The sequence below is a fragment of the Ruegeria sp. BC6 genome (genome assembly GCF_056539185.1).
Window position 1 is genome coordinate 124,034 of the sequence record NZ_JBQFUM010000003.1, and the last position, 26,874, is coordinate 150,907.

General features: G+C 62.1%; 26 protein-coding genes. 15 read left to right on the plus strand and 11 right to left on the minus strand.

The annotated features are described in order from the left end of the window. Positions 1-18 precede the first annotated feature (18 nt). Positions 19-1,464, plus strand: coding sequence for an aldehyde dehydrogenase family protein (locus ACR0MM_RS11145; protein WP_480696162.1), 1,446 nt, complete (start codon positions 19-21; stop codon positions 1,462-1,464). A 6-nt stretch (positions 1,465-1,470) separates the two neighbouring features. Here the strand turns inward: ACR0MM_RS11145 and pncB are convergent, their stop codons facing one another. Then, the gene (pncB, locus tag ACR0MM_RS11150; protein WP_170372845.1) at positions 1,471-2,763 is read right to left on the minus strand and encodes a nicotinate phosphoribosyltransferase; all 1,293 of its coding nucleotides are present in this window, start codon (positions 2,761-2,763) and stop codon (positions 1,471-1,473) included. A 166-nt stretch (positions 2,764-2,929) separates the two neighbouring features. On the opposite strand from pncB, the gene ACR0MM_RS11155 reads away from it, so the two are divergent. Next, positions 2,930-3,463 carry a hypothetical protein gene (locus tag ACR0MM_RS11155; protein WP_170433748.1) on the plus strand — a complete coding sequence of 178 codons (534 nt, stop codon included), beginning with the start codon at positions 2,930-2,932 and terminating at the stop codon, positions 3,461-3,463. A gap of 4 nt (positions 3,464-3,467) precedes the next feature. Here the strand turns inward: ACR0MM_RS11155 and pncA are convergent, their stop codons facing one another. After that, positions 3,468-4,061: a bifunctional nicotinamidase/pyrazinamidase gene (pncA, locus tag ACR0MM_RS11160; protein WP_480696164.1), complete on the minus strand. Its 594-nt coding sequence runs from the start codon at positions 4,059-4,061 to the stop codon at positions 3,468-3,470. Positions 4,062-4,157: 96 nt separating this feature from the next. Here pncA and trhO point away from each other — a divergent pair, with 96 nt between their 5' ends. Together trhO and ACR0MM_RS11170 are read left to right on the plus strand one after the other, a co-directional pair. Next, positions 4,158-5,063, plus strand: a complete 906-nt coding sequence (trhO, locus tag ACR0MM_RS11165; RefSeq protein ID WP_480696166.1) for an oxygen-dependent tRNA uridine(34) hydroxylase TrhO — start codon at positions 4,158-4,160, stop codon at positions 5,061-5,063. An 81-nt stretch (positions 5,064-5,144) separates the two neighbouring features. Next, entirely contained in the window at positions 5,145-5,663 is a 519-nt protein-coding gene (locus tag ACR0MM_RS11170; protein ID WP_480696168.1) for a potassium channel family protein, read from the plus strand. Between the two features lie 19 nt (positions 5,664-5,682). On the opposite strand, the gene ACR0MM_RS11175 is transcribed toward ACR0MM_RS11170, so the two are convergent. Further along, entirely contained in the window at positions 5,683-6,012 is a 330-nt protein-coding gene (locus ACR0MM_RS11175; RefSeq protein WP_093964087.1) for a hypothetical protein, read from the minus strand. 187 nt (positions 6,013-6,199) lie between these two features. Here ACR0MM_RS11175 and betB point away from each other — a divergent pair, with 187 nt between their 5' ends. From betB to ACR0MM_RS11190, 3 genes are all read left to right on the plus strand, one after another. Continuing rightward, positions 6,200-7,654: a betaine-aldehyde dehydrogenase gene (gene betB, locus ACR0MM_RS11180; protein ID WP_480696170.1), complete on the plus strand. Its 1,455-nt coding sequence runs from the start codon at positions 6,200-6,202 to the stop codon at positions 7,652-7,654. Between the two features lie 142 nt (positions 7,655-7,796). Then, positions 7,797-10,241 (plus strand): GcvT family protein, encoded by a 2,445-nt coding sequence (locus ACR0MM_RS11185; protein WP_170451612.1) that lies wholly within the window; start codon positions 7,797-7,799, stop codon positions 10,239-10,241. Further along, on the plus strand, positions 10,238-11,596 hold the full coding sequence (locus ACR0MM_RS11190) for an MmgE/PrpD family protein (RefSeq protein WP_480696172.1): 1,359 nt from the start codon (positions 10,238-10,240) through the stop codon (positions 11,594-11,596). Before ACR0MM_RS11185 ends, ACR0MM_RS11190 begins: the two co-directional genes overlap by 4 nt. Here the strand turns inward: ACR0MM_RS11190 and thpR are convergent. The 6 genes from thpR to ACR0MM_RS11220 all read right to left on the minus strand — a co-directional run bounded on the left by thpR (position 11,569) and on the right by ACR0MM_RS11220 (position 16,955). Beyond that, positions 11,569-12,132, minus strand: coding sequence for an RNA 2',3'-cyclic phosphodiesterase (gene thpR, locus ACR0MM_RS11195; RefSeq protein WP_480696174.1), 564 nt, complete (start codon positions 12,130-12,132; stop codon positions 11,569-11,571). The genes ACR0MM_RS11190 and thpR overlap by 28 nt on opposite strands. Before the next feature lie 123 nt (positions 12,133-12,255). Further along, positions 12,256-14,400: a hypothetical protein gene (locus ACR0MM_RS11200; RefSeq protein ID WP_480696176.1), complete on the minus strand. Its 2,145-nt coding sequence runs from the start codon at positions 14,398-14,400 to the stop codon at positions 12,256-12,258. Further along, complete coding sequence (gene motA, locus ACR0MM_RS11205) at positions 14,397-15,266, minus strand: flagellar motor stator protein MotA (protein ID WP_480696178.1); 870 nt, start codon at positions 15,264-15,266, stop codon at positions 14,397-14,399. The genes ACR0MM_RS11200 and motA overlap by 4 nt, the downstream gene beginning before the upstream one ends. Positions 15,267-15,312: 46 nt before the next feature. After that, positions 15,313-15,894, minus strand: coding sequence for a MotE family protein (locus ACR0MM_RS11210; protein WP_480696180.1), 582 nt, complete (start codon positions 15,892-15,894; stop codon positions 15,313-15,315). After that, complete coding sequence (locus ACR0MM_RS11215) at positions 15,894-16,448, minus strand: hypothetical protein (protein WP_480696182.1); 555 nt, start codon at positions 16,446-16,448, stop codon at positions 15,894-15,896. The genes ACR0MM_RS11210 and ACR0MM_RS11215 overlap by 1 nt, the downstream gene beginning before the upstream one ends. A gap of 9 nt (positions 16,449-16,457) precedes the next feature. Further along, a complete protein-coding gene (locus ACR0MM_RS11220; protein WP_480696184.1) occupies positions 16,458-16,955 on the minus strand; it encodes a flagellar basal body-associated FliL family protein in 498 nt (165 codons plus the stop codon). 119 nt (positions 16,956-17,074) lie between these two features. Here ACR0MM_RS11220 and fliF point away from each other — a divergent pair, with 119 nt between their 5' ends. The 4 genes from fliF to fliP are packed head-to-tail and all read left to right on the plus strand — an operon-like array spanning position 17,075 to position 20,274. Continuing rightward, positions 17,075-18,670, plus strand: a complete 1,596-nt coding sequence (gene fliF, locus ACR0MM_RS11225) for a flagellar basal-body MS-ring/collar protein FliF (RefSeq protein WP_480696186.1) — start codon at positions 17,075-17,077, stop codon at positions 18,668-18,670. Next, positions 18,670-19,266 carry a FliH/SctL family protein gene (locus ACR0MM_RS11230; protein WP_480696188.1) on the plus strand — a complete coding sequence of 199 codons (597 nt, stop codon included), beginning with the start codon at positions 18,670-18,672 and terminating at the stop codon, positions 19,264-19,266. The genes fliF and ACR0MM_RS11230 overlap by 1 nt, the downstream gene beginning before the upstream one ends. Next, the gene (locus tag ACR0MM_RS11235; protein ID WP_170370277.1) at positions 19,259-19,546 is read left to right on the plus strand and encodes a FliM/FliN family flagellar motor switch protein; all 288 of its coding nucleotides are present in this window, start codon (positions 19,259-19,261) and stop codon (positions 19,544-19,546) included. The genes ACR0MM_RS11230 and ACR0MM_RS11235 overlap by 8 nt, the downstream gene beginning before the upstream one ends. Next, positions 19,546-20,274, plus strand: a complete 729-nt coding sequence (fliP, locus tag ACR0MM_RS11240; protein WP_480696190.1) for a flagellar type III secretion system pore protein FliP — start codon at positions 19,546-19,548, stop codon at positions 20,272-20,274. The genes ACR0MM_RS11235 and fliP overlap by 1 nt, the downstream gene beginning before the upstream one ends. Positions 20,275-20,291: 17 nt before the next feature. Here fliP and ACR0MM_RS11245 read toward each other — a convergent pair whose 3' ends face one another. Both ACR0MM_RS11245 and ACR0MM_RS11250 read right to left on the minus strand, forming a co-directional pair. Next, on the minus strand, positions 20,292-21,731 hold the full coding sequence (locus tag ACR0MM_RS11245; RefSeq protein WP_480696192.1) for a sensor histidine kinase: 1,440 nt from the start codon (positions 21,729-21,731) through the stop codon (positions 20,292-20,294). Next, positions 21,728-22,465, minus strand: coding sequence for a response regulator transcription factor (locus tag ACR0MM_RS11250; protein WP_170360520.1), 738 nt, complete (start codon positions 22,463-22,465; stop codon positions 21,728-21,730). The genes ACR0MM_RS11245 and ACR0MM_RS11250 overlap by 4 nt, the downstream gene beginning before the upstream one ends. A 217-nt stretch (positions 22,466-22,682) precedes the next feature. Between ACR0MM_RS11250 and ACR0MM_RS11255 the strand changes: the two genes are divergently transcribed. Genes ACR0MM_RS11255 through ACR0MM_RS11270 form a run of 4 tightly spaced genes read left to right on the plus strand, consistent with a single transcriptional unit; the run spans position 22,683 to position 26,850 of the window. Then, on the plus strand, positions 22,683-23,927 hold the full coding sequence (locus ACR0MM_RS11255) for an ABC transporter substrate-binding protein (protein WP_170341930.1): 1,245 nt from the start codon (positions 22,683-22,685) through the stop codon (positions 23,925-23,927). 57 nt (positions 23,928-23,984) lie between these two features. Further along, positions 23,985-24,857, plus strand: coding sequence for a carbohydrate ABC transporter permease (locus ACR0MM_RS11260; RefSeq protein WP_093964102.1), 873 nt, complete (start codon positions 23,985-23,987; stop codon positions 24,855-24,857). Next, positions 24,850-25,749 carry a carbohydrate ABC transporter permease gene (locus ACR0MM_RS11265; protein ID WP_170341932.1) on the plus strand — a complete coding sequence of 300 codons (900 nt, stop codon included), beginning with the start codon at positions 24,850-24,852 and terminating at the stop codon, positions 25,747-25,749. Before ACR0MM_RS11260 ends, ACR0MM_RS11265 begins: the two co-directional genes overlap by 8 nt. 3 nt (positions 25,750-25,752) lie before the next feature. Next, positions 25,753-26,850, plus strand: a complete 1,098-nt coding sequence (locus ACR0MM_RS11270) for an ABC transporter ATP-binding protein (RefSeq protein ID WP_170341040.1) — start codon at positions 25,753-25,755, stop codon at positions 26,848-26,850. Positions 26,851-26,874: the final 24 nt, after the last annotated feature.

A 26,874-nucleotide genomic window follows, 5' to 3' on the forward strand; every position in this document is an offset into this window, starting at 1 on the left:
CCTAATTTGGAGGCGGATATGCTAAATCCCATCTGGTTTGATCCCACCCTGTGCCTGATCGGCGGCGATTGGGTCGCGACCGAAGACACGCTTGATCTGACCAACCCGTCCGACGGCACGCCACTGTGCCGGATTGCGCGCGGTGGGGCGCCGCAGATCGATGCCGCCGTGCAGGCCGCGCAGGCGGCGCTGGACGGTGACTGGGGCAGGACGACCGCGCTGGAGCGGGGCCGCATCCTGACCCGGCTGGGGCAGTTGGTGCGGGACAGGACCGAAGAGCTTGCGCTGCTCGAAGCGTTGGACGTTGGCAAACCGCTGACCCAGGCGCGCGCCGACGCACTGGCGCTGGCGCGGTATTGCGAATTCTACGGCGGTGCGGCGGACAAGGTGATGGGTCAGACCATCCCCTATCTGGACGGCTACACCGTCTATACCCTGCGCGAGCCGCATGGCGTGACCGGCCATATCGTGCCGTGGAACTACCCGATGCAGATCATCGGCCGCTCGGTCGGGGCGGCGCTGGCCATGGGCAATGCCTGCGTTCTGAAACCGGCCGAAGAGGCCTGTCTGACAGCACTGGCCTTTGCCCATCTGGCCACCGAGGCCGGCCTGCCGCCGGGGGCGCTGAACGTGGTGTCCGGCATCGGGTCCGAGGCGGGCGCGGCCCTGTCGGCGCATCCGGGTGTGCATCATATCTCGTTCACCGGGTCCGTGGCGACGGGCGCGCTGGTGCAGCAGGCGGCCGGGGCCAACGTGGTGCCGGTGACGCTGGAACTGGGCGGGAAATCTCCGCAATTGGTGTTCGATGATGCCGATTTGCAGGCCGCGCTGCCGTTTCTGGTGAATGCGGGCATCCAGAACGCGGGTCAGACCTGCTCGGCCGGGTCGCGCGTTCTGGTGCAGCGCGGGGTCTATGCCGAGGTCAAAGCGCGCATGGCTGCCGCCTATGCCGACCTGACCGTCGGCCCCGCGACCGAGGATCTGCGGGTCGGGCCGCTGATTTCGGACCGGCAGAAACAGATCGTGACCGGGTTTCTGGCGCAGGGGGCCGATCTTGAGATCGCAGCACAAGGCCGGATCGTGGATCACGCGCCGCCGGGCGGGGCCTATGTGCGCCCGACGCTGTTTGGGGACGTGCCGCCCGATCATCCGCTGGCGCAGCGGGAAATCTTTGGCCCGGTCCAGGTTCTGATCCCCTTCGACACCGAGGAACAGGCCATTCAAATCGCCAACGGCACCGATTTCGGGCTGGTGGCCGGGGTCTGGACGCGGGACGGCGCGCGGCAGATGCGGCTGGCCAAACGGCTGCGCGCGGGGCAGGTGTTCATCAACAATTACGGCGCGGGCGGCGGGGTCGAGCTGCCGTTCGGCGGGGTCGGAAAGTCGGGCCATGGCCGCGAAAAGGGGTTCGAGGCGCTGTACGGTTTTTCCCAGTTGAAAACCGTGGCCGCCCATCATGGCTGAGCCGGGCTAGACGATCACTTCGATCGCTTCTTGGTCCCCTACGCCGAAAACGCGCTTGTAACGCTCGATTTCGTCTTTCGGCCCCATCGCCTTTTCGGGGTTGTCCGACAGTTTCACCGTCGGCCGCCCATTGGCCGAGACCGCCTTGCACACCAGCGAGAACGGCGCCAGCGCATCCCCCGGCACCAGACCGCGGAAATCGTTGGTCAGCAAAGTGCCCCACCCGAACGAGACCTTCACCCGGCCCGCGAATTGGCCATGCAATTCGCGGATCTTGTCCACGTCGAGCCCGTCCGAGAAAATGATCCGCTTCTGGCTGGGATCCTCGCCGCGCGATTTCCACCAGTCGATGGCGATCTCGGCGCCCTTGGCCGGATCGCCGCTGTCGATGCGGATGCCAGTCCAGCCGGCCAGCCAGTCGGGCGCGCGGTCCAGAAACCCCTTGGTGCCATAGGTGTCGGGCAGGATGATCCGCAGGTTGCCGTCATGTTCGTCATGCCAGTCGCTCAGCACGTCATAGGGCGCGCGGGCCAGTTCCTCGTCGGTTTCGGCCAGCGCTGAATAGACCATCGGCAGTTCATGCGCATTGGTGCCGATCGCCTCGACCTCGCGCCGCATGGCGATCAGGCAGTTCGACGTGCCGGTAAACGCCGGGCCCAGCCCCTCGATCATCGCCTGCACGCACCAGTCCTGCCACAAGAAGGAGTGCCGCCGCCGGGTGCCGAAATCGGCGATCCCCAAACCGGGAATGCCGCGCAGCGTTTCGATCTTTTCCCAGACACGGGTCATGGCGCGGGCATAGAGAACCTGAAGCTCGAACCGGCGCATGTCGTTCAGAACCGCACGCGAGCGCAGCTCCATCAGCACCGCCAGCGCCGGGATCTCCCACAGCATGACCTCGTGCCATTTCCCTTCGAATGTCAGCTCGTACTGATCGCCGCGGCGCTCCAGGTAATAGGGCGGCAGGCGCAGATTCTCGAACCATTCCATGAAATCGGGGCGGAACATCTGGCGTTTGCCGTAGAAGGTGTTGCCCCGAAGCCAGGTGCTTTCACCCCGGCTGAGGCTGAGCGACCGGATGTGATCCAGCTGTTCGCGCAGTTCGCCCTCGTCGATCAGCTTGGCCAGCGGGACGTGATTCGAGCGGTTGATCAAGGAAAACTCGACCGTTGTTTGAGGTCGGTTTCGAAACACTGACTGGCACATCAGCAGTTTGTAGAAGTCTGTGTCGATCAAAGACCGGACAATCGGGTCGATCTTCCATTTGTGATTGTAGACACGGGTCGCGATGTCGACCATGAGGAACTCCTGCCATTTCCGTTGTTAGATCAATCAGGGCGGTGAATGGCAAGAGTCGCGGATTTGGTAACAATGCCAAGGACAGGCCATAATGCGGGCATAATGTCTGTTCTTTTCGCGGTCTAGTTAAACGGTGGGATGGTACGAGAAGGTAGTAGTTGGTTGAATGGGTCTGGCTTACGACTTTGATATTGTAACGATTGCAAAAGATGGGGGCGATTGCGGTTCGTCGGCTAAGACCGAGCCGAAAACCGCAACGGTCTGTGCGCGTTTTCGCGACGTGAAGACGGCCGATGCTCTGAGGGGGGCGTCACCGAAGCTGCGTCAGGTGTTCGTGGATGCCGGATTTATTCTGGACAGCCACGGCAGCGGTGAATCGCGTGGTTTCTATCCGCCCGAAGACGCCGCGGCCCGCGAAAAGGTCCTGCGCCAGCTGTTTGCAAATATTCGGGCCACGGGATTGCGCGGCCAGTATTGCGGTGAATTCGACCTGCGCGGTTTTCTGCGCCATGTTCGCAGCGCGCAGCCTGGGATCGGCATCAAACGCCGCGATCCGGTGCGCCGCCCGCAACCGGCCACACCTGCGCCCGCAAAACCTGACCGAAGAACCGTGCCGGGGCGCATTGGCTTCGCCCTTGGCCTTGCGGTTATCGTGTTCGTCCTGCTGAAATACCTGGCTGCGGCGGGAGCGACGCCCTGAACCGCTAGGCCTGCGTAACACCCGCGTCGCGCATGGCCTGTTCCGCCGCTGCGAGCGATCCATCCAGATCGATTGCGCGGCAAGCGTCGGTTCTGACGGTCACGTCAAAGCCCAGCCGGGCCGCATCCACAGCTGAATAATGCACGCAGAAATCGGTCGCCAAGCCTACCAGCGTCAGCCGGTCGATCCCGCGCGTGCGCAGATAGCCTTCCAGCCCGGTGGGCGTGGTGTGGTCGTTTTCGAAGAAGCCGGAATAGCTGTCGATCGCGCTGCGGAAGCCCTTGCGCAGGATCAGGTCAGCATCGATGCACAGGTCGGGGTGGAATTCGGCGCCGGGTGTGCCCTGCACGCAATGGTCGGGCCACAGGACCTGCGGGCCATAGGGCATCTCGACCAGATCATAAGGCGCCTTGCCCGGATGGGAGGACGCGAACGAGGAATGACCCGCCGGGTGCCAGTCCTGGGTCAGGATCACCGCATCGAAATCGGGCATCATGGCATTGATCGGGGCGACGATCTCATCCCCGTTGGGAACTGCCAGCGCGCCGCCGGGGCAAAAGTCGTTCTGGACATCGATCACGATCAGGGCATGGGTCATGGCGGCCTCCTTTGCGTGTCCTATCGGTAGGCGGGCGGGCATGGGTCGTCAATGCGGTCTCTTGCGTTGCGGGAGGCCGCGCATTAGATCGCGGCCATGTACACGATCGCCGCACTGTATCACTTCACCCGTTTTGCCGACCCGGACGCCCTGCGCGTGCCGCTGTTGGAGCTGTGCCGCGCGCAGTCGGTCAAGGGCACGCTGCTGCTGGCGCATGAGGGCATCAACGGCACCATCGCCGGCCCCCGCGCCGGGATCGACGCGGTTCTGGCGCATATCCGGGCGCTGCCGGGCTGCGCCGATCTGGAATGGAAAGAGGCCACCGCCAGCCAGCCGCCTTTTGGAAAGATGAAGGTGCGCCTGAAGAAAGAGATCGTGACCATGGGCCAGCCGGATGTCGATCCGCGCGCCCGCACCGGCCACTATGTCGAGCCGCAGGACTGGAACGATCTGATCCGTTCGGATGATGTGGTGGTGATCGATACGCGCAATGATTATGAGGTGTCGATCGGCACGTTCGACGGCGCAATCGACCCTAAAACGGCCAGTTTCCGCGATTTTCCTACCTGGTGGGAGCATAACAAGGACCGGTTCCACAACAAGCGCGTCGCCATGTTCTGCACAGGCGGCATCCGCTGCGAGAAATCCACCAACTATCTGCTGGGGCAGGGGGTCGAGGACGTTTATCACCTGAAGGGCGGCATCCTGCGCTATCTCGAGGAGGTCCCGCCCGAGGACAGCACCTGGAAGGGTGAATGCTTCGTGTTCGACAACCGTGTCTCCGTAGGGCACGGGTTGGTCGAGGGACCGCACCAGCTGTGTCATGGCTGCCGCCGCCCGATCCTGCCCCAGGACATGGAGCGCCCCGAATACGAGCACGGCGTGTCCTGCCACCAATGCATCCACGAGACGTCCGAGGCCGACAAGGCCCGGTTCCGCGAACGGCAGAAACAGATCTCGCTGGCACGGGCGCGGGGCGAAGAGCATATCGGCGGCCAATAGCTTCGAGTCACGCAAAAAAGCTTGCGATGATGCGCCCGGCGTTAAAAAATGGCCGGTACCCGTGCTTGGGGAGGGGGGACGATGGCGCATGATCCAACCACATTGCAGGATTGGAAGCCCACGCTGATCGCAGCGATGGGCCTTGTCATGCTCAGTGCTCTGGCTTGGTACATCCTTTCACACCTGACCGAATCCGCCGCCGGCGACACGATCGGAGCCGCGGCCACCATCGGGTTGGCGATTTGGCTGTTCTCGCAAACCTGGTACTACGTTGCGCTTGTGCGCTCGCCCAAGCGGCAGTTGCTGCTGATGGGGATTTCCTTCATCCAGGTCGTGCCGTTTCTGTTCGCTGCAGTCTACGGGTCATACGGGTACTACGATCTGTGCGTTGAAGGCGCCCGCGGTCCGGCGGATGTCCTGTATTTCTCGTATGTTACCTTCACGACGGTTGGTTTTGGTGACTTGCGGCCAGTTGGTGTGTGCCGCGCCCTTGCCGTGGCTGAGGCGATTACCGGCTATATTCTACTGGGCCTGTTCGTGGCAGCGGCCGTGGGGCTGTATGGTCGGTCGCATCGCCATCGCCATGACAAAGACGCCTGAGCCCGCCGGCCACACTTCTTCACTTGTTCCGATCAATCCATTGCGACATCGCACGTTTGTCGCGGAAGCACTCGCTGGGGATCGGGCGGCGTTTGGTGCGCGAGATCCGCTCGGCAAAGGCCACCTGTTTACCCGTCGGGTAGTCGGCAAAGGGGGAGGGATCGTGCGGCTTGTGCGCCGAGATCCAATCGGACATGGATCGCCGGTCGCGCTGCGCCTCGACCGGGATCTCCAGAGCGGACTGCTGGGCGATCGCGCGCGCATAGCGCATCTGACGGTCTGTGACGGGCAGAATGTGGTAGTCGTTGGTCGGCCCCATCGGGGTGGATTTGCGCAATGACTGTTCCATCTGGTGATCCTCCGATCATGCAGAACAGAAATGGAACATTAACCGTTTTTTTCAAGAGGGTCCCTTTTTTTGTTGGCAAAAATTCGCCCAAAGCAGCGCTTTATTGACTGATCAATCAATAATCATTACCTGCGGATGAAACCGACCGGCACCTGACTCCCCGGGGCCCGAGAAAAAAGGATCCGCAATGAATGTTCAGCCCAAGGCCAGCCACTTTGTTGATGGCGAATATGTCGAAGACACCGCAGGCACCCCGATCGACGTGATCTATCCGGCCACGGGCGAGGTCATCGCCCGCCTGCATTCGGCGACGCCGCAGATCATCGAACAGGCTCTAACAAGTGCAAAGCGCGCGCAAAAGGCCTGGGCGGCCATGACCGGGACCGAGCGCGGCCGCGTCCTGCGCCGCGCCGCCGACATCCTGCGCGACCGCAACCGCGAGCTGTCGATCCTGGAAACCCATGACACCGGCAAACCGTTGCAGGAAACGCTGGTGGCCGATGCGACCTCGGGCGCGGATGCGCTGGAATATTTCGGCGGGCTGGCCGGGTCACTGACCGGTGAGCATATCCCGCTGGGCGGCGGCGATTTCGTCTATACCATCCGCGAGGCGCTGGGCGTCTGCGTCGGCATCGGCGCGTGGAACTACCCGACCCAGATCGCCTGCTGGAAGGGCGCTCCGGCGCTGGCCTGCGGCAATGCGATGGTGTTCAAACCCTCGGAAACCACCCCCTTGTCGGCGTTGAAAGTGGCCGAGATCCTGATCGAGGCCGGTGCGCCCAAAGGCATCTACAACGTGGTTCAGGGCTATGGCGACGTGGGCGCCGCGCTGGTCACCGACCCGCGCGTGGCCAAGGTATCGCTGACCGGCTCGGTGCCCACGGGCCGCAAGGTCTATGCCGCCGCGGCCGAAGGCATGAAACACGTCACGATGGAACTGGGCGGCAAGTCGCCGATGATCGTGTTCGACGACGCCGATATCGACAACGCCGTCTCGGGCGCGATCTTGGGCAATTTCTACTCATCCGGTCAGGTCTGTTCCAACGGCACGCGGGTCTTTGTGCAGAAGGGCATCAAAGAGGCCTTCCTGACCCGCCTGACCGAACGCCTTGCCAAGGTGAAGATCGGCGACCCGATGGATGAGGCCGTGAATTTCGGGCCGATGGTCAGCGAGGCCCAGATGAACATCGTTCTGGGCTATATCGAGAGGGGCAAGGCCGAGGGCGCGCGGCTGGTCCATGGTGGCGCGCGGCTGGATCTTCCGGGCTTCTACATTCAGCCCACTGTCTTTGCCGACGTGACCGACGACATGACCATCGCCCGCGAGGAGATCTTCGGCCCCGTCATGTCGGTGGTGGATTTCGAAACCGAAGACGAGGTGATGGCCCGTGCCAACGCCACCGAGTTCGGCCTGGCCGCCGGCGTGTTCACCAACGACCTGACCCGCGCCCATCGCGTGGTGGCCGGGTTCGAGGCAGGCACCTGCTACATCAACACCTACAACCTGGCCCCTGTCGAGGCCCCGTTCGGCGGGTCGAAAATGTCGGGCGTCGGGCGCGAGAATTCGAAGCTGGCGATCAACCACTATTCGGAAATGAAAACCGTCTATGTCTCGATGAACGACGTCGAGGCACCCTACTAGACGTTCCCAAATCGGGATTCCGGCCCAACTTGCCCTGTTCCCGACATTTGGGGTCGGGAACAGAGCATACGGTGTCCACACACTGTGGCTGACTTCTGAGGCAGAGGGGTGACGCGCCCCCGCCAGTCAGGAGAAAAGCCCAATGAGAACCCATGCACAGGCCGTCGTGATCGGAGGGGGCCTGGTCGGTTGTTCGATCCTCTACCATCTTGCCAAGCTGGGCTGGACCGACGTGATCCTGCTGGAGCGGGACGAACTGACCAGCGGTTCAACGTGGCACGCGGCGGCCAACATCCACGGGCTGCACGACAACAACAACGTCACGCGCATCCAGCACTACACGATGAACCTCTACAAGCAGCTGGAGCAGGAAACCGGGCAGGGCTGCGGGGTGTTCCAGCCGGGATCGCTGTATCTCGCCCAGACCGAAGCGCGCGAGCACCAGCTGCGCCTGCAAGAGGCCAAGGCGCGGTTCTATGGCCTGAATTTCCATGAGATCAGCCGCGAACAGGCGATGGAGCTGCACCCGCTGGCGCAGTTCGATGACATCCGTTGCATCATGTATGAACCCGATGGCGGCAACGTGGACCCCTCGGGCGTGACCCATGCCTATGCCGCCGGCGCGCGTGCGCTGGGGGCCGAGATTCAGCGGTTTTGCCCTGTAATAGGGACTGAACAGCAGCCTGACGGCTCGTGGATCGTGCGAACGAAAAAGGGCGACATCCACACGCAATGGGTGGTGAACGCCGCCGGGCTGTGGGGCCGTGAAGTAGCAGCTTTGGCCGGGCTGGACCTGCCGCTGCAACCGACCGAGCACCAGTATTTCGTGACCGAGGCGATTGACGAGGTGGCCGCCCTTGGCCGCCGTCTGCCCTCGATCGCCGACCGCGACGGCGAGTATTATTTTCGGCAGGAGGGCAACGGCCTGCTGATCGGCGCCTATGAGAAAGATATGCGGTTCTGGGCCGAGGACGGCACGCCGCTGGATTTCGCCCATGACCTGTTTCCCGACGACTTGGACCGGATCATGGAAAACGTGATCCGCGCGACCGAGCGTGTGCCGGTGGCCGCGACCGCAGGTGTGAAACGGGTGATCAACGGCCCGATGATCTGGTCGCCGGATTCCAACGCCATCTGGGGGCCGGTGCCCGAGTTGCGCAACTATTTCTGCTGCACCGGCATCATCCCCGGCTTTTCGCAATCGGGCGGGCTGGGCCTCCTGGCCGCGCAATGGATGATCGAGGGCGAGCCGCAATACGACATGTTCGCCTGGGATCTGGCGCGGTTCGGCGACTGGGCCGGCAAGAACTTCACCAAGGCGCGGGTCGCCGACCAATATTCCCACCGCTTCGCCATCCATTTCCCGAACGAAGAGCGCAGCGCTGGTCGGCCGGCTCGCGTGCGCCCTGCCTACGAGATGCAGAAACAGATGGGCGCGGTCTTCGGCCTCAACTGCGGCTGGGAACACCCGCTGTGGTTCGCCGACCGGCCCGGGACGGTCGAGACCACCGGCTTTACCCGCCAGAGCTGGTTCGAACCGGTGGGGCACGAGGCCCGGATGCTGCGTGAAAGCGTGGGCGTGATCGACATCTCGAACTTTGCCAACTACGTCATCAAGGGGCCGGGCGCCCATGACTGGCTCGACCGGCTGGTGGCCAACCGGGTGCCGACCGAGGTGGGGCGGTCTTGCCTGACCCCGCTTATTTCCGTGCGTGGCGGCGTGGCGGGCGATTTCACCATCACCAAAACGGCCCAAGACGAATACATGATGATCGGCTCGGGTATGGCCGAACGCTATCATCAGCGGTTCTTCAACATGGTGGGCCTGCCCGAGGGCACCACCTTCGAGGTCGCCACAAACCGCATCGCGGGCTTCAACATCGCCGGCCCGAAATCGCGTGAGGCTCTGCAACGGCTGACCAACGCCGACCTGTCGAACGCGGCGTTCCCCTTCATGCGCTCGGCCACGATCGAGGTTGCCGGGGTCACCTGCCTTGCCATCCGCGTCAGCTTCACCGGCGATCTGGGGTGGGAGCTGCACTGCGCCGAAGAGGACCAGATCAGACTCTATACCGCGCTTCTGGACGCTGCCCGCGCCTGCAATGGAGGGCCGGTCGGCGGCCGTGCTCTGGGCGCGTTGCGGATCGAAAAAGGCTATGGCTCATGGGGGCGTGAGTATTCGCAGGAGTACTGGCCGCACGAGGTCGGTCTGGATGGGTTGATCAAGCCAGACAAGGATTTCCTGCACAAGGCGGCTTGGCTGGCGATCAAAGACAATCCCGCGCGCGAGGTGCTGTCGATTTTCGAGGTCGATGTCCCCCACGATGCCGATGCCAGCGGGGGCGAGCCGATCTTCACCCCAGATGGTACGCCCGTCGGGCGCGTCACCTCGGGCGCTTATGGCTATACGGTCGGCAAGTCTTTGGCCATCGGATACGCCAACCCAGCCGTGGCCCAGCCGGGTGACGAGGTGCATGTCTTCATCCTGGGCAAGCCGCACAGGGCGCGGATCCTGCATGCGCCTCCGTTCGACCCCAAGGGCCTGCGCCTGCGAGACCAAGTACCGACGATGGAGGGCGTCAGGTGACCGAAACCTTCGCCCGCGTTGCCGAGTTTGTTCTGAACCGCCCGGCGGACCAGATGCCCGACAGCGCGCGCGAAGCGGCAGCCCTGATGCTGCTGGATACTTTGGGCATCGTGATCGCCTCGACCCCGATGGAGGCCGGCGTGATCGCCCGCGATACTGCCGCATTGCTGTACGGATCGACCGATCCTGCGTTCTCGGCGCGGATGCTGTGTGATGGGCGTCGGGTCAGTCTGGCAGGCGCGGCCTATGCGGCCGCCACGCAGACCGACAACCTCGACGGGCACGACGGCTACAACCCGACCAAGGGGCATATCGGCGTGGTGGTCGTGCCCGCGCTGTGCGCATTGGCCGAACACTACCCTGATCTGTCCGGACCCGATGCACTGGCCGCCGTCATCACCGGCTACGAAATTGCGGGCCGCGCCGGTATCGCGCTGCACGCCACCGTCAGCGACTATCACACCTCGGGGGCGTGGAACGCACTGGGCGTGGTTGCCATGGCGGCCCGCTTGCGGGGCCATTCACCGAACCAGTTGCGCCAAGGCCTTGGCATTGCCGAATATCACGGCCCCCGCAGCCAGATGATGCGCGAGATCGCCAACCCCACCATGCTGCATGACGGCTCGGGCTGGGGCGCGCTAGTGGGCATGTCGGCGGCAATTCTGGCCGAGCGCGGCTTTACCGGCGCCCCCGCCATCACCATCGAGGAGGACCGCGCCGCACCCTATTGGCAGGACCTCGGAACGTTTTGGCAGATGGAACATCAATATGTGAAACCCTATCCGATCTGCCGCTGGGCCCATGCCGCCATAGACGGGCTGCGCACGGTGATGAGCTCGCGCGGTCTGACCCATGACCAGATCGCCCGTGTCGAGATCCACAGTTTTCGCGAAGCGGTACAACTGTATTCGGGGATGCCCGAGACGACTTCGCAGGCGCAATACTCGCTGCCATTTGCCGTCTCGACTTTTGCGGTACACGGGCGGATCGGGGTCGAGCACATCAGCGGCGATGGATTGTCCGATCCGATGGTCGCCGATTTCCTGAGCCGCATCACCGTATCCGAGTCGGACCGCCATAATTCCCGCTTTCCCGCCGGGCGCTGGGCCGACGTTCAGGTAACGACGCATGACGGTCGCGTTTTCCGCTCGGGCGACATCCATGCCGGGGGCGGGCCTGAGTCTCCAATGTCGCGACAGGACGTCATCGACAAGTTTGTCGAGTTTTCTTCTCCGGAAATCGGAGAGTCTGCTGCCAAGAATCTGAGCAGGGCGGTTTTGAACCTTACCGATCCCGGCACCCGGTTTAGTGACATGGTACAGCCTCTCTACCTGTCGGCGAAGTCGTCAGCCTGACCCGACCAGCCTTGCAACTGCAGAGGATAGGTCGACAGCGTTTCATATCGTGCCCCGTCCGGCCGAAGTGTCGAACAGTTCAGGTTGAACTGGGTGACCATCATGGTGTCTTGGGGAACTGGGAAATGCAAAATGGCCTTGTTTAGAGCCGATTCAATACCCCGAACTATGGTGACATGCGGTCGAAAGCGGCGGCGTTGCAACGTCAGCCCGGCCCGCCCAATGCACTGCAGGACGCTTTCATGCAGGCGCAGGAGTTCAGGATCGGGCTCCACCACCATGTGCAGCGAGTTTCCGAAACTGCCCAGCCCGGACAGTCTGATGGAAAAGGCCGGGCGCTTCAGCGCTTCGAGGTGATCATTCAATTCGATCAAGGCGTTTCGGGTCTGGTCGCCTAGGAAAGCCAGCGTCAGATGAAGGTTTTCAGCAGGCAAACTTCGACCGCAACGTGCTGCGCGAGCGACGTCGGCGCATATCTGGGCGATTTCGGAAGATACGGGAATGGCGACAAAACATCGAATGAGCGCTTCGGACATCCGTTGCCCCTGATCTGGATAAGGTTGAATTTGCCGGGCAGTCTGGCGGTGCTTGCTCTTTCAGACAAGCGCATGCTCTCAATGCGAGGCGCACAAGCCGGCTGTTCGTCGCGCGGATCCTGACTATTCCAATTCAGTTGTCACGTTCAGCAATTCGGCTATCTTCTGCCGCGTGTCGGCGCTGGCCTCAAGCAGCTGTTCAGCGTCTGAAATTGGCTTGTCCGGTTCTCGCTGCACTGGCGCACGCAGGGCCGAGCTCAGATCTATGACCTGCCCCAGCGCTGTGTCCTTCGCCCCAACTTCTTCCAAGTTGAACCCCGCCCACCATGACAGGCGCGCGGCGGTATCCTCATCCCCTATGTTTCGCCAAGCCTCAACGGCGGCCGCGTAATTGCCCATATCGGTCAGGGCTTGTGCCCGCAGCCTTTCAGCGTCATCGGAGGGATCCTCGGCCAATTCGCGAAAGGCCAGATCCGGTCGGTTTTCCAGCAGCGCGGCCCGCGCCCGAAGGATGGCGCGTTCGCGCCTGCGTGTCCCATCCGAACCTGCACCCGTCAAGTCTCGGGCTTGCTTGGCAAAGCCGAGGTCCGCAAAACGCTTGGCGAGCAACAGCGAAGTCTCGGTCGAAATAGACTCTAAATGATGTGGTTTCAGGGTACTTGTATACAGCAGAAAGGCCAGGTCATCCGCGCGCTCTGCTGCCAGATGCAAAATACGATTGCGCGTGCCGGTCCAGGTCTCGTCTCCGCGATGGGCATCAAGGATATTGAAGGCCGCAGAAAACTCGCTGCCAAGGGCAAGCGCCAGGGCGCGACCGCGGGCCATGACCGGGCCCAATTCAGAATTGCGCAGTTCGATCGCGTAGCCCGAGATCAGATCGATTTGGCGTCGCGAAACGGCCCCACCCTCTGCCCACTTCTTTTCAACAAGCCGGGCCAGGGCAAGCGGGGCTTCCAAATCCGAGCTTGGGTTGTCGATGACGTCGTTCAACAAATTGTCGCGGGTGTCCGCATCTCCCTCAGCGGCAGCAACAGTTGCCTGCGCGAATGTCACCTCGGGGTGTTGCAGAGTTTGGACGCGGTCCACCGAACGAAGTACCCGCCGGGCGGCTTCAAGCTGGCCGGAGGTGACGAATATCTCGGCCAGCCGGGGGCCGAGGATCCGGCGTAGATGCTCAGGAAGCCTCAGGTACGCCTGTTCCATCCGTTCCTGCTGCGCATCACCCTGCAACTGGCCATCCGCCATCGCGGCCCACATGGCAACCGCGCCGTCGCAGCGTTGCAACCCCCGCAGTTGGTTAGGCTCTGATACGGGCTGATCATCAATAATTTGCGCGACCGCTCGAACCCATTCCTGTTCCGGCGATGCATCTTCCATCAACTGCAGAACCTGAATGGCCTCTGAACCAAAACCCCAGTGTGCCAACAGCTTTGCGAGCTTGAGCGCGATGGATCTGTCGACCCTGTCGAACTCTAGGAACAGCCCTGCGCGCAGCTCAGCAACCTGATGCGCAAAGGGCCGACCGTCCGACCAGGTGTCGAACCCCAATTCGGCATCCGAAATACAGGCTGGCAGCGCCTCCAGAGGTTGCAGAGGTGGCTCTCCCAGTTTGCCCAACTCGTCAAGTATCGAGCTTACTTGGATATGCGCAGGCAGATCCCGCGCGATGTCCGGAAGCGCTTCCGGCGCCGAGGCACGCGGACCCGGAGGTGTGACGTTCAGGTCCACAAGCTCGCGATCCGAGCCTTGCAACAGACGGGTCGAAAGGCGCTGCTGCAGGCCATCGCGATCCAGTTGCAGAAGTGGGGCAACGATTTCAATTGATGGCGTTTCGGCCTGTGGGCGACGTTTGGAAGTCTGTTCTGGGATCACGATCGATGGAATGTCCAGACTTGGCGGAGGCAAGGCTTTTTGTGCCGCGATGTCCACAACGATCATCGTATCCTTGTACAAAAAAGCAGTCGCCGCGCAATCACAGGCGAAGTTCAGCTCAAGCGGCGCGCCGGGATCGGCCTGCGATATCGCCTCAAGCCGGCCTGCGGACAATCGTGCAAAGACCGATCCGGTCTTGAATTCCACGTCGTCCAATTCGACCGCCAGGCGCGCACCGTTTTTCCGGAGGGCGAGGCTCCAGTTGGTGCCCGCAGGAACGCTGAGAACAAGCCGCGTGAAGCCGTCATGTTCGCCGGACCGCACCGGAACGTCCTTCGCCAGCACTCCAGTTGCCGATGCGCTCAGGCCAAGGGTCAGGAGCAAAACCCGGATCATGCTGCCGCCTGCTTGATCTCTTTCAAGGCTTCCTCCAATTCGGTGAAGCCGGGACGATTGTGGGTCGGCGTGTTCTGGCGACCAACCTCGATACACATTGCGGGGTTGTGATTGTGCAAGTTGGCAACCAGAACTTCCCGGATCAGTTGATAGAAGTGATTGTCTTCCTCCACGACCGCTTTCAGCTTTCCGGCGAAGGGGCCGACCAGTCCGTAGGCCAGAAAGACGCCCAGGAAAGTCCCGACAAGGGCACCTCCGATCAACTTGCCCAAGACCTCGGGCGGTTGGTCGATCGAGCCCATGGTCTTGATCACGCCCAAAACGGCCGCGACGATCCCCAGTGCCGGCAACCCGTCCGCCACGGTTTGCAGGGCGTGGCTGGAATGCATGGCGTGGTGGAAATTGGCATCCATCCGCTTTTCCAGAACCTCTTCAACCTGATGGGGATCGTCATAGTTCATCGCCGCCGACCGCATGGTGTCGCAAATCAGGTCCACTGCCTCTTTGTCCGCCTGTATCTTGGGGAAGGCCGCAAAAATGGCCGAGTTTTCATGGTCTTCGATGTGCTGCTCGAGCTCGACCGGATTTGAACGGGCAAGCCGGATCAGCGAGAACAGAAGGCACAGCAGATCGCGGTAGTCTTCGGGCTTCCACTTCGGGCCTTTGAAAACCTTGCCCAGATCCTTGATCGTGTGTTTGACCGCCGACATGTCATTGCTGATCAGAAAGGCGCCGATGGCGGCCCCGCCGATCATCATCATCTCGAACGGCAGAGATTTGAGGATGATGGCCATCTTGCCGCCGGCGGCGAGGTAGCCGCCGAACACCATTACGAAAATAACGACGATTCCAAGAATTCCGATCATGTGGTCTCTCCGGCAGAGCGGTCTTTGAGGGTGGGGCTCATGGCGGCTACTCAGTGGGGGCGTTGGCGTTGCGTCCGGCCATTACGACACTGATGGTATAGGCGGCCTCGGGGCTGAGACCGGCCATCACACCCGCAGCTGCCTCAGGCGGCATACGCGACAGAAAACCGGCCGCAAAAACCGGATCCATCGTTTCGAACAGCGCCGCGGCGTCCTTGGGCTTCATGTTCTGATAGACATCGGTCAGACGGGTGAGGTCGGTTTCAGCCGCCTTGTCCGCCACGGCCAATGTCTCGCGCAGCGATGCCTCGGCCTCTTGCAAAGCGGACAGGCGCGCCGCAATGGCCTCGTTGGCAATCTCCAAGGCACGCTCCCTGTCGCGCAGCGCGCTCTCACGCTGTTTGACGGCTGCTTCCCGACGCAGCAATTCGGTCAGCAAGGCTTGCATGTCCGGCTTTTCGTCCGACCCGGCGCTGTGTGTCGAGACTTCCGAGGGGTCAGGCCCCCTTGCCAAAGCCGGCCCAGCCTCCAGCCCCAGCCGTATGATGGCGGAACTGATCATCAAGGCTGAAATGAGGGTCAGAACGCCACCACGTGGTCGACGCTGGGCAGGTTGCAGGCTGCGCATCAGGATCGGGCCTCGCTACCTTGCGCCTTGTGCCTGAAGAACAATACGCCCTTGGGAATCGGGCCCGGATCCTCTGCGGAGTCGTTGGTGGATTTGACCTTGGCTTCCGGCTTGGATGGCTTTGGTTCTACAGTCGCAGGCTCAGCGGGTTGCTCGGGTGCTTGAGGCCCGGGTTCCTCTTTCAGCGAGACCGGTTCCGCCTCGAGAGGTGACGGCTTTTTGGTTTCGGCCGAGGAATTTGCAGGCTCCTTAACCTTTGGTTTGTCCTCGGGGATCACGTCGTGCATCGACGCCATGATCAACTCAAGCCGCTGTGCGACTGACTCGGCGCGCTCGGTCGGATCCTGCAGTTTGTGTCCGGACTGGTCAGATGCAGCACGCGCGGCATCCAGGGATTTTTTCAGTTCTTCCGCCTGTGCGGACAGCACGGAAACCGCGCCACCGACGCCCCGCTCCAGGTCCGTGAACCGCCTGAGGCGTCGGGCCAGAACAAAACAGTACAATCCGGCTCCCAAGGCGCCGGCGACCAGCAGAATGTCCGAGATCAGTTCCAATTTCGCCTCCTAGTTCAATACGAATTCCGTGACCAGAACGTCACGTACCCGACCTTCGCCAACGACGATGCCGATGCGCCGCAGCAGGTGCCCGCGGATGCGAACCAGGGCCAGCGAGTCTTCGAGGTCAGACAGGTTGATGGCCCGGAGATAGCCGTTCATCACGTCCATGATGCGGGGAATCATCTTTTCCACCTCGGCCTCGTGACCGGCGGCCACCTCAAGTTGAGCGTGGAATTTCAGATGCCGCGAATCGCCGGAATTCACGGACACGATCACGGGCGGCAGGTCGACGAACCCGACATCCGGCAACGCATCGATTGCATCTCCGGCGTCCGCGTTTTCCGCTGTTTTTCCCCCGGCCTCTGGGGCTTTGCCCAAAAGCCCGGACGCGGTCACATAGTACCCGCCCGCAGCACCCAGCAGCGCCAGAACCGCGCCAATCATCAGTCCCTTTTTGCCCGACTTCTTCGGGTCTTCTGCCTCATCCACGGTCGCGTCTGTCATGGCGTCCTCATTCTTGCGTTCGGCACCCGTCATAACCCCGCAGGGACTAACCGATTGTTAAGGGCAATCGTTCAAACAGGGCACGAGCCGCACAGAATGTCGGCGAGTCGGAGGTGAGCGTGCAGCAGATCGGAACTGTCTGGGCAAGTTTGGGCAGGCGCAAACAAATCATCGTGGCGGTGGCGGCTGTCGTCGTGTTCCTGAGTGTCCTGGCGATGTCGCGGTTGGTGACATCTCCGTCCATGACACTCCTCTATGCGGGGCTGGAAAGCGGGGCAGCGGGGGATATCGTCCGGGCCCTGGATCAACGCAGTGTCACCTACGAGATTCGTGGCGGCTCAATCTATGTTCCGGGCTCGCAACGCGACGAGTTGCGCATGACCCTGGCAAGCGAGGGTCTGCCTGCAAATGGCAACCGGGGTTATGAACTGCTGGATACGTTGAGTGGGTTCGGCACGACTTCCCAGATGTTTGACGCTGCCTATTGGCGCGCCAAAGAAGGTGAACTGGCGCGAACCATCGTCAGCAGCCCTCATGTAGGGCAGGCGCGGGTTCACATTGCCAGCGGGTCCACAAGCCCGTTCCAGCCCAGCGTTTCGCCAACCGCTTCGGTCTATCTGGTGCCATCCGGGGCCAAGATCACGGTTGAGCAGGCCAAGGCGATCCGTTTTTTGGTGGCCTCCGCCGTGACCGGCCTCGCGCCCGAGGATGTTGCGGTGATCGATTCCAACGGTGCGGTGATCGGCCCGCAAGAGACGGCGGTTGCCGCCGACACTGCCGATGACAAGGCCAAGGTCCTGCGCGACCGCGTCCTGCGGCTGGTCGAGGCACGCGTCGGACCCGGCAATGCGGTAGTCGAAGTCAGCGTCGACACGGTCACCGAGACCGAATCCATAAGAGAGCGGCGGTTTGACCCCAAGGGCCGCGTCGCAATCAGCACCGATGTCGAGGAACGGTCGGATACCTCCCGCAATCGGTCGTCTGATGTGACGGTCGCGTCCAACCTGCCGGACGGGGACGGCAATGGCAGCGATGAATCGAATTCTTCAGCCACGCAAACCCGCGAGCGGATCAACTATGAGGTTTCAGAGACCGAGCTTGAAGTTCTGCGGGTGCCGGGGGCCATCAAACGCCTGACGGTTGCCGTGCTCGTCAACGGAACCCGCACAACGGACGCCACCGGTGCCGAGGTTTTTGAACCGATGGCACAGCCGGAACTGGACGCTCTGGAAGAGCTTGTCGCCTCGGCCGTAGGCTTCGATGCGGATCGCGGGGATGTCATCACGCTGAAATCCTTGGAACTGCCCAATGTCGAACCGCAGGGAACGCTGGCGACCGCTTCGGTCTGGCAAAGCATCCATCTGGATACGATGTCGCTGATACAGATGGCAGTGTTGGCCATCGTCTCGCTGATCATGGGGCTGTTCGTGATCCGGCCGATCCTGGCCGGTTCGGCTGCAGTGCCAGCCTTGCCGCCTGCCGCAGCCTCCGCCGAGGGCGGCGCGCCATATCTTGTCGGTGAAATCTCAGATGCGGATGGACAGGAATTCAGCGCTCTCACAGGCCAGGGTGAAAACGGAGGCTCTGTGCCTGCGATTGGGTCCACGGCAAGCGAAGATGCGGTCGGCCGTCTGCGCGCCATGATCGGGGACAAACAGGAAGAGACGGTCGAAATTCTGCGGAGCTGGCTGGAAGAAAACGAGGAGAAGGTGTGATGTCGATCGCCCACCTGCTCGAGGATTTCACCGCTCAGGCCGACGGCGCGAATCTGCGATTGCTGGACGAAGAAGCTTTGGAGGAAGAGCGGCTTGCCGCTTTCGAACGCGGATATGGTGCCGGGTGGGAGGATGCGTTGCAGGCCCAAGCCCAAGGTCGCGCTGCGCTGACCGAGGATATGCGGGCGGCTTTCTCCGACATGTCCTTCACCTACCAGGAAGCTCTGACCCGGATGACCTTGTCGCTTGAACCGATGTTCAGTGCTCTGGTTCAGACCGTCCTTCCGCACGCGTTGGATCGGGGGCTTGCCGCCCGCGTGATCGAGCAGTTGAGCGAAATGGCCAAGGCGCAGGTTGCAAAACCGATCCTTCTGTTGGTTCCACCCGGTGTTGAAGGGGATGTCGAGGCGTTGTTGCCCGCCGACATCACGCCCCTCCCCAAGGTCGTCGCGGACCCCGAGTTGCTGCCGGGTCAGGCGCGGTTGCAGGTCGGCACCGCCCGGTCCGAGGTTGATTGCGCCGCGCTGCTGGACGCGATCGCCGCCGCTTTCGACGCATATGTTTTTGAGGCAAAAGAGGCTTTGTCAAATGAGTGACGCACCTGCATCCACACCTGAAAGACCCAATCCGTTCGAAGCCGTTCCCATCGAGGTGACGGTTTCCGTTGGTCGGGCGCGCCCCTTGATACGCGACCTGTTGACCATGGGTGAGAACGCCGTTCTGACCTTGGACAAACGGGTCGAAGATCCGGTGGATCTGTATGTCGGCGATCAATTGGTCGCCCGTGGTCTGCTCGAGGAAATGGAGGGGGACAATGCCGGTCAATTGGCGGTGCGTCTGACCGAGATTTCGGATTTCCAGAACGGACTTGGATGATGCGCCGGGCGGCCTGGTGTGCAATTGCGATCCTTGTGCTGACGCCAGCACTGGCATCGGCACAGGAGCTGTCGCTGTCATTGGGCGACGGCGGATCCATATCGGCGCGAACCATTCAGTTGATCCTGCTGATCACGGTGCTCAGCCTGGCACCCGGCCTTGCGATCATGGTGACCTGTTTCCCCTTTCTGGTCACGGTACTGGCCATTCTGCGGCAGGGGATCGGATTGCAACAGTCCCCGCCCAACATGCTGATCGTCAGCCTGGCGCTGTTTCTGACCTACTTCATCATGGAGCCGGTCTTTACCCAGGCTTGGGACACCGGGATCCGACCGATGGTCGAAGAAACACTCGCGGTAGAGCCTGCATTGGAACGTGCCATGGTGCCGTTCCGCGAGTTCATGGTGGCGCGGCTGGATGGTGACACGTTTCGGGCCATGGCGGCCTTGCGCCCCGACACCGCTTCGATGGAGCTGTCGCCGGAGGCGCCACTGTCGGTTCTCATGCCGTCGTTCATGCTGTCCGAGGTTGCTCGCGCGTTCCAGATCGGATTCCTGATATTTCTACCGTTTCTGATCATCGATCTTGTAGTGGCCGCGATACTCATGTCGATGGGGATGATGATGGTGCCGCCCGCCACGGTTTCGCTGCCGTTCAAACTGGCGTTTTTCGTGATTGCAGATGGGTGGTCCCTGATCGCCAGTGCCTTGGTGCGAAGCTATTCCTAGCCTGCGTGCGGTTGGTCTCAGCGCCGGATTTGCAGCCGTGCCCGCAGACCCTGATCACCCGCTTCAAAGCGCAGCGAGCCGCCATGCTGCTCTGCCACGGTTGCAACGATTGTCAGGCCCAGCCCGAACCCGTCGGACGACCCGATGTTCGAACCGCGCCGAAACGGGGCCATCAGCGCCTCGATATCCGAGACGGACAAATTGGTTCCCTTGTCTTCGACGACAATCGTGGCGGTTTCCGCGTCGGTTTCCAGTTCAACCGTTGCGTGACGCCCGTATTTCAGAGCGTTGTCGATCAGGTTCGTCAACGCCCGTTTCAATGAGATAGGTCGCGCCATGACAAGGATGCGGCGGGTCTCTGGGAGCGAGCCATGCCCGCGCCGCGACATGAAGAGCGACGCCGCGCCCTCCACCTCGACCGGGGCGACCTGTTTCAGGGTCACAGGCAGATCCATATCCTGGTAGTCGGCAACCAGCGACTCGACCAGTGAGGTGAGGGAGATTTGGCGCGGGTCCTCGATGCTCAGTTCCGAGCGGGTGTAGGTCAACACGCTTTCGATCATGCCCGTCATCTGGTCGACATCGGACTCCAGCTTCTCTCGCAATTCGGCGTCCGGAATCAGCGCCGCGCGCAGACGCACGCGGGCCGCTGGCGTACCAAGGTCGTGGCTGACGCCGGACAGGACCGTGGCACGCTTTTCCAGCTGTGCGCGTTCGTCCTCCAGATGCGTATTGACCGCCGATACGATGTCGCGCAGTTCGGCCGGCCCGGACATGTGGTAGCTATCCGGACCCCCGCTGCGCCGGCGGTCACGCAGCGACTGGGAGAACCGCGAAAAGCTGTCTGTCACATTGCCGACCGATGTCAGAATGATCGCAAGTGCCACGACGGCCAGAAAGATCGCGGGCAGGCGCAGGTCGGTCGGGGCCGCATCGCACCCCCAGACCTGCGTACCGTCGATCTTCTGCCAAGCGCCCTGTCCGAACCGGGCCACCAGAATGGGTTCGCTGCAATAGGTGGCCAGCAGGCGTGTCAGGTTGCCCATCTTCTGCGGCCCGGTCTGGTCGTTGCCTGACACGATGTCGGATACCGGATAGACCAGCCGGTCGGACAAGACCGCAAGCGTCAGGTTCCGCCCGCTGAGCGGCGCGGAGCTGTCGGTCAGAATGGACAGGTTGGTCAGAAACCGGCGTCCTGCAAGGTCGGGCAACTGCTCGAATTCACCCGCATCGGCCAGACTTGCGGCCTCGGGCGGCAGTGGCGTGATCAATACGTCGGGATGCGAGGCGCGACCGGTGCGCAGATCTTCGTAGACCGAGAACCCGGCAACATAGGCCCGGGTCAGATAGGCGTCCCAGTTGCGAACGGATGAAAACCACAGTCCTGCCGCCAGCAGCCCGGCAGCAAACGCACCCAGGCTCCAGGCCCAGCCCAGATCCCGCAGGCGCAGGGTCATGCCTCCTGTTCCACGGTGACCTCGCAGGCGAAGACATAGCCGACACCGCGGGCCGTGCGCAGCATCTGCGGATCTTTGGGGTTGGCCTCGATTTTGGAGCGCAGCCGCCCCACCAGAACGTCGATGGCCCGACCCTGCGCTTCGGGCTTGTCACCGGTGCCGGTCACGTCCAGCGCGGCGGCGATCTCGTCGCGGGTCAGCGGAATGTGCGGGTTGGCCAGCAGCACCTTGAGCAACGCGGTTTCGCGCTGCGACAGCGACACCTGGTACCCGTCCGGGGCATGCACCTCGTCGCGTTTGCCGTCATAGACCCATCCGCCAAAGCGGAACGTGCGGATCCGCCGGCGATAGGCCAGCGATGGCGTGCGCCGCGCGCGCTGCATCACCGCGCGCACACGCGCCAGCAGCAGTTGCGGGTTGAACGGCTTGGCGATGTAGTCGTCGGCGCCCACCTCGTACCCGGCCATGCGCTGATGATCGGCAGACAGGGCCGACACGAAGATGATCGGCACGTCCTGCTCGCGGCGCAGCCGGGCGCAGATCTCGACCCCGTTCTCGTCACCCAGCATCACGTCCAGAAGGATCAGGTCGATGCGGCCTGACTTCAGGTGTGCCTGCACCTCGCGCTCGGTGGCTGCTGGCAGGGCAATGAACCCGTTCTGGTGAAAGAACTGGGTCAACATCGACCGGATTTCCGGATCGTCATCCACAACCAGCAGACGTGGAATGCTCACGCTGTTCCTCCCCGATTTCCCCCTCGACGCTGCCCTCAATTGTAACGGACTGCAACAGATTCAAGGTCAACGTAACACGCTGTAACAAAAGGCGGGAAAATTTGCAGCCCGCGCCGGATACATGGGAATTTGCCATTGCCAGACGGCAAGCGGCTGCCGGTAATGTCCCGCATCGCTGCCCCGCGGCAGCAAACAAGGATCTGGGAGGATACCAAACATGAAACGTTTCGCACTCGCCACGGCGTCGTCGCTGGCCGTTCTGGCTGGCACGTCGGTGATGGCCGAACCGCAGGCCGAAGTTCTTCACTGGTGGACGTCGGGCGGCGAGGCCAAGTCGGTCGCCGTTCTGCAGGAGGAATTCGCGTCCAATGGCGGCACCTGGACGGATATGCCCGTTGCAGGCGGCGGCGGAGACGCGGCGATGACCGCGCTGCGCGCCCGCGTTCTGGCCGGCAACGCGCCGACCGCCGTTCAGCTGAAAGGCCCGGCGATCCAGGAATGGTACGAAGAGGGTGTTCTGGCGGACATTTCGAACGTTGCCGAGGCCGAGGGCTGGGCCGAAGTCCTGCCCGCCTCGATCGCGGCGCACATGCAGTGCGAAGGCACCTGGTGTGCCGCACCGGTCAACGTGCACCGTATCGACTGGATCTGGGCAAATGCCGACATCCTGGCCGCCAATGACATCGAGATGCCGACCACCTGGGAAGAGTTCAACGCCGCTGCCGAGAAGCTGCAGGCCGCAGGTATCATCCCGCTGGCCCACGGTGGTCAGGCCTGGCAAGACGCAACCGTCTTCGAAGCAGTTGCGCTGGGCATCGGTGGACCCGAGTTCTTCAAGAAGGCCTTTGTCGATCTGGACCCCGAGACTCTGACCTCGGACACGATGGTTCAGATTTTTGACCAGATGCGCACCCTGCGCGGGTTCGTTGATGAGAACTTCTCGGGCCGCGACTGGAACCTGGCCACCGCGATGGTCATGAACGGTGAGGCCGCCTTCCAGATCATGGGTGACTGGGCCAAGGGTGAATTCCTGGCCGCGGGCAAGGTCCCCGGCGAAGACTTCCTGTGTGCCTCGACCCCCGGTGACGGCTATCTGTACAACGTCGACAGCTTTGCCATGTTCGACGTGGACGGCGACGACAAGCGCGCCGGTCAGGAACTGCTGGCCAAGCTGATCGTGGCCCCCAAGTTCCAGGAAGTGTTCAACCTGAACAAGGGTTCGATCCCGGCGCGGACCGACGTCGCGCTGGACAAGTTCGACATTTGCGCCAAGATCTCGGCCGAAGACATGGGCGCTTCGTCCGCCAATGGCTCGCTGCTGCCGTCCTACGCGCATGGCATGGCGCTGCGCGGTGCGCAGGCTGGTGCGATCACCGACGTCGTGACCGCGCATTTCAACTCGGATATGTCCTCGGCTGACGCGGTTCAGCAACTGGCGGACGCGGTGGCAAACAGCTACTGATCCAACACGCTCTGCCCCCTATACTGCGGGGCAGAGCATCTTTCCCCGGAGGAAAAAATGTCCGAATGGCTGGAAAACCACCTTCCCAAGGTGGTGCTGGCACCGTCGTTCATCGCCGTATTGATCTTTGTCTACGGATTTATCGGATGGACCGCCTGGGTGTCGCTGACCCGATCGAAACTGCTGCCGAAATACGAGATCAAGGGCTTCATCCAATATGAGCGCCTGTTCGACTCGCCCCGCTGGGACACGGCGATCAACAACCTTTACGTCTTTGGCGCGCTATTTATCGTGATCGCGATGGTGCTGGGCCTGCTGCTGGCGATCCTGCTTGATCAGAAGATCCGCGTCGAAGGCGCGATCCGTACGATCTATCTCTACCCGATGGCGTTGTCGATGATCGTGACCGGTACCGCATGGAAGTGGATCCTGAACCCGGGTCTGGGTATCGAGGCTATGGTCCAGGGCTGGGGCTTTCCGAATTTCAAGTTCGACTGGCTGGTGAACCCGGACTACGCGATCTACACGATCGTCATCGCCGCGATCTGGCAGAGCTCGGGTTTTGTCATGGCTCTGTTCCTGGCCGGACTGCGGTCGGTGGATGGTGAGATCATCAAGGCCGCACAGGTCGATGGCATCCCCACTTGGCGGATTTATACGGCAATCATCATTCCGTCGATGGCTCCGATCTTCCTGTCGGCCTTCATCGTGTTGGCGCACCTTGCGATCAAGAGCTTTGACCTTGTCATCGCCCTGACAGGCGGCGGTCCGGGTTATGCGACAGATCTGCCCGCAACATACATGTACGCCATGGCGTTTTCGCGCGGCGATATCGGCCAGGCGGCGGCGTCCGCGATGATCATGATGCTGGTCGTCTTTGCCATCGTGGTTCCTTACCTCTACTCAGAACTGAGGGCGAAAAATGACTGATCTGTCGATGCCCCAAACCCGAACCCGCAGCCAGAGTGCCACGGGCAAGATTGCCCTGCGTTGGTTGCTGTATGTCCTGCTTGGTCTTTTTGCGCTCTACTACCTGATGCCGCTCTTCGTGATGTTGACCACATCGCTCAAAAGCCTCGAGGAAATTCGCACGGGATCGCTGATCTCGCTGCCGCGCGAGGTCAGTCTGGATGCGTGGAAAACCGCCTGGTCGGGCGCCTGCACCGGTATCCAGTGCGAAGGCCTGCGGCCTTATTTCTGGAACTCGGTCCTGATTGCGGTCCCTGCCGTGGCAATCTCGACCCTTCTGGGGGCGTTGAACGGATTTGTCGTCGCGCAGTGGCGGTTCAAAGGGGCCAACATCATCTTTTCCCTGATGCTGTTTGGTTGCTTCATCCCGTTCCAGGTGGTCCTGCTGCCGATGGCGCGTCTGTTGGGCATGATGGGGATCGCCGGAACCATTCCGGGCCTGATCTTCGTCCACGTGATCTATGGGCTTGGCTTCACCACGCTGTTCTTCCGCAACTACTACGTCACCATCCCGGCCGAGCTGACCAAGGCGGCGCGGGTGGATGGTGCCGGGTTCTTTCGGATCTTCTGGTCGATCTTCCTGCCGCTGTCGCTGCCCATCATCGTGGTGACCGTGATCTGGCAGTTCACCCAGATCTGGAACGACTTCCTGTTCGGCGTTTCGTTCAGCCAGGCGGGCACGCAGCCCGTGACCGTGGCGCTCAACAACATCGTCAACTCAACCACCGGCGTCAAAGAGTACAACGTCGACATGGCCGCCGCGATCATCGCGGGGCTGCCGACGCTGCTCGTCTATGTCGTTGCCGGTAAGTATTTCATCCGCGGCCTGACCGCCGGTTCCGTGAAGGGATAACCCATGGCTCCCATCCTCGATATCCAAAACCTGTACAAGAATTACGGCGCAACCGAGATTCTGAAGGACATCAACATTTCGATCGAACCGGGCGACTTCCTGGTGCTGGTCGGCCCTTCCGGCTGTGGCAAGTCGACCCTGCTGAACTGCATCGCCGGGCTCGAGCCGATCTCGGGCGGGACGCTGTCGATCGGCGGCAAGGACATGACCCATGTCAGCCCCAAAGACCGCGACATCGCGATGGTGTTCCAGTCCTACGCCCTGTACCCGACAATGTCGGTGGCCAAGAACATCACTTTCGGCATGAAAGTGCGCGGGGTCGATCAGGCCACACAGGACGCCAAGCTGAAAGAGGTCGCGTCGCTGCTGCAGATCGAGCCGTTGCTGAATCGCCGCCCCAGCCAATTGTCGGGTGGCCAGCGTCAGCGTGTGGCAATGGGCCGGGCGCTGGTGCGCGACCCCAAGCTGTTCCTGTTCGACGAGCCGCTGTCGAACCTGGATGCCAAGCTGCGGGTCGAGATGCGGACCGAGATCAAAAAGTTGCATCAGACGCTGGATGCCTCGATCGTCTATGTGACCCATGACCAGATCGAAGCGATGACCCTGGCCACCAAGATCGTGGTGCTGAAGGGCGGCGTGGTGCAGCAGATCGGCACCCCGGCCGAGATCTACAATCGCCCCGCCAACCTGTTCGTGGCCGATTTCATGGGCTCGCCGGCGATGAACCTGATCCCGGCGCGGGTCCAGCGCAACGGGACCGGCACGCAGGTTGCCATTGCGCGGGATGGGGCTGACCCGATCGTGCTGACGGATACGCGCGATCTGGACCTGCCCGAAGAGGTGATCCTGGGCCTGCGCCCCGAGGACATCGCTGAATCCGGGTTCCGCGCTGGTGCCGGTGTGCAAGAGGCCGCCTGCCTGGTCGATATGGTCGAACCGGCCGGTGCCGATACCTACGTCGTGTCGGAACTGGGCGGCAAACAGGTCACCGCGCGCCTGCATGCCGAGACCAGCGCCAGGGCCGGTCAGATGCTGAACCTGGCCTTTGACATGAGCAAAGTGTCCTATTTTGCGAAAGCGACCGGCGAACGCCTGAACTGAGCCACGAAAAACGCCGCGCAGGGA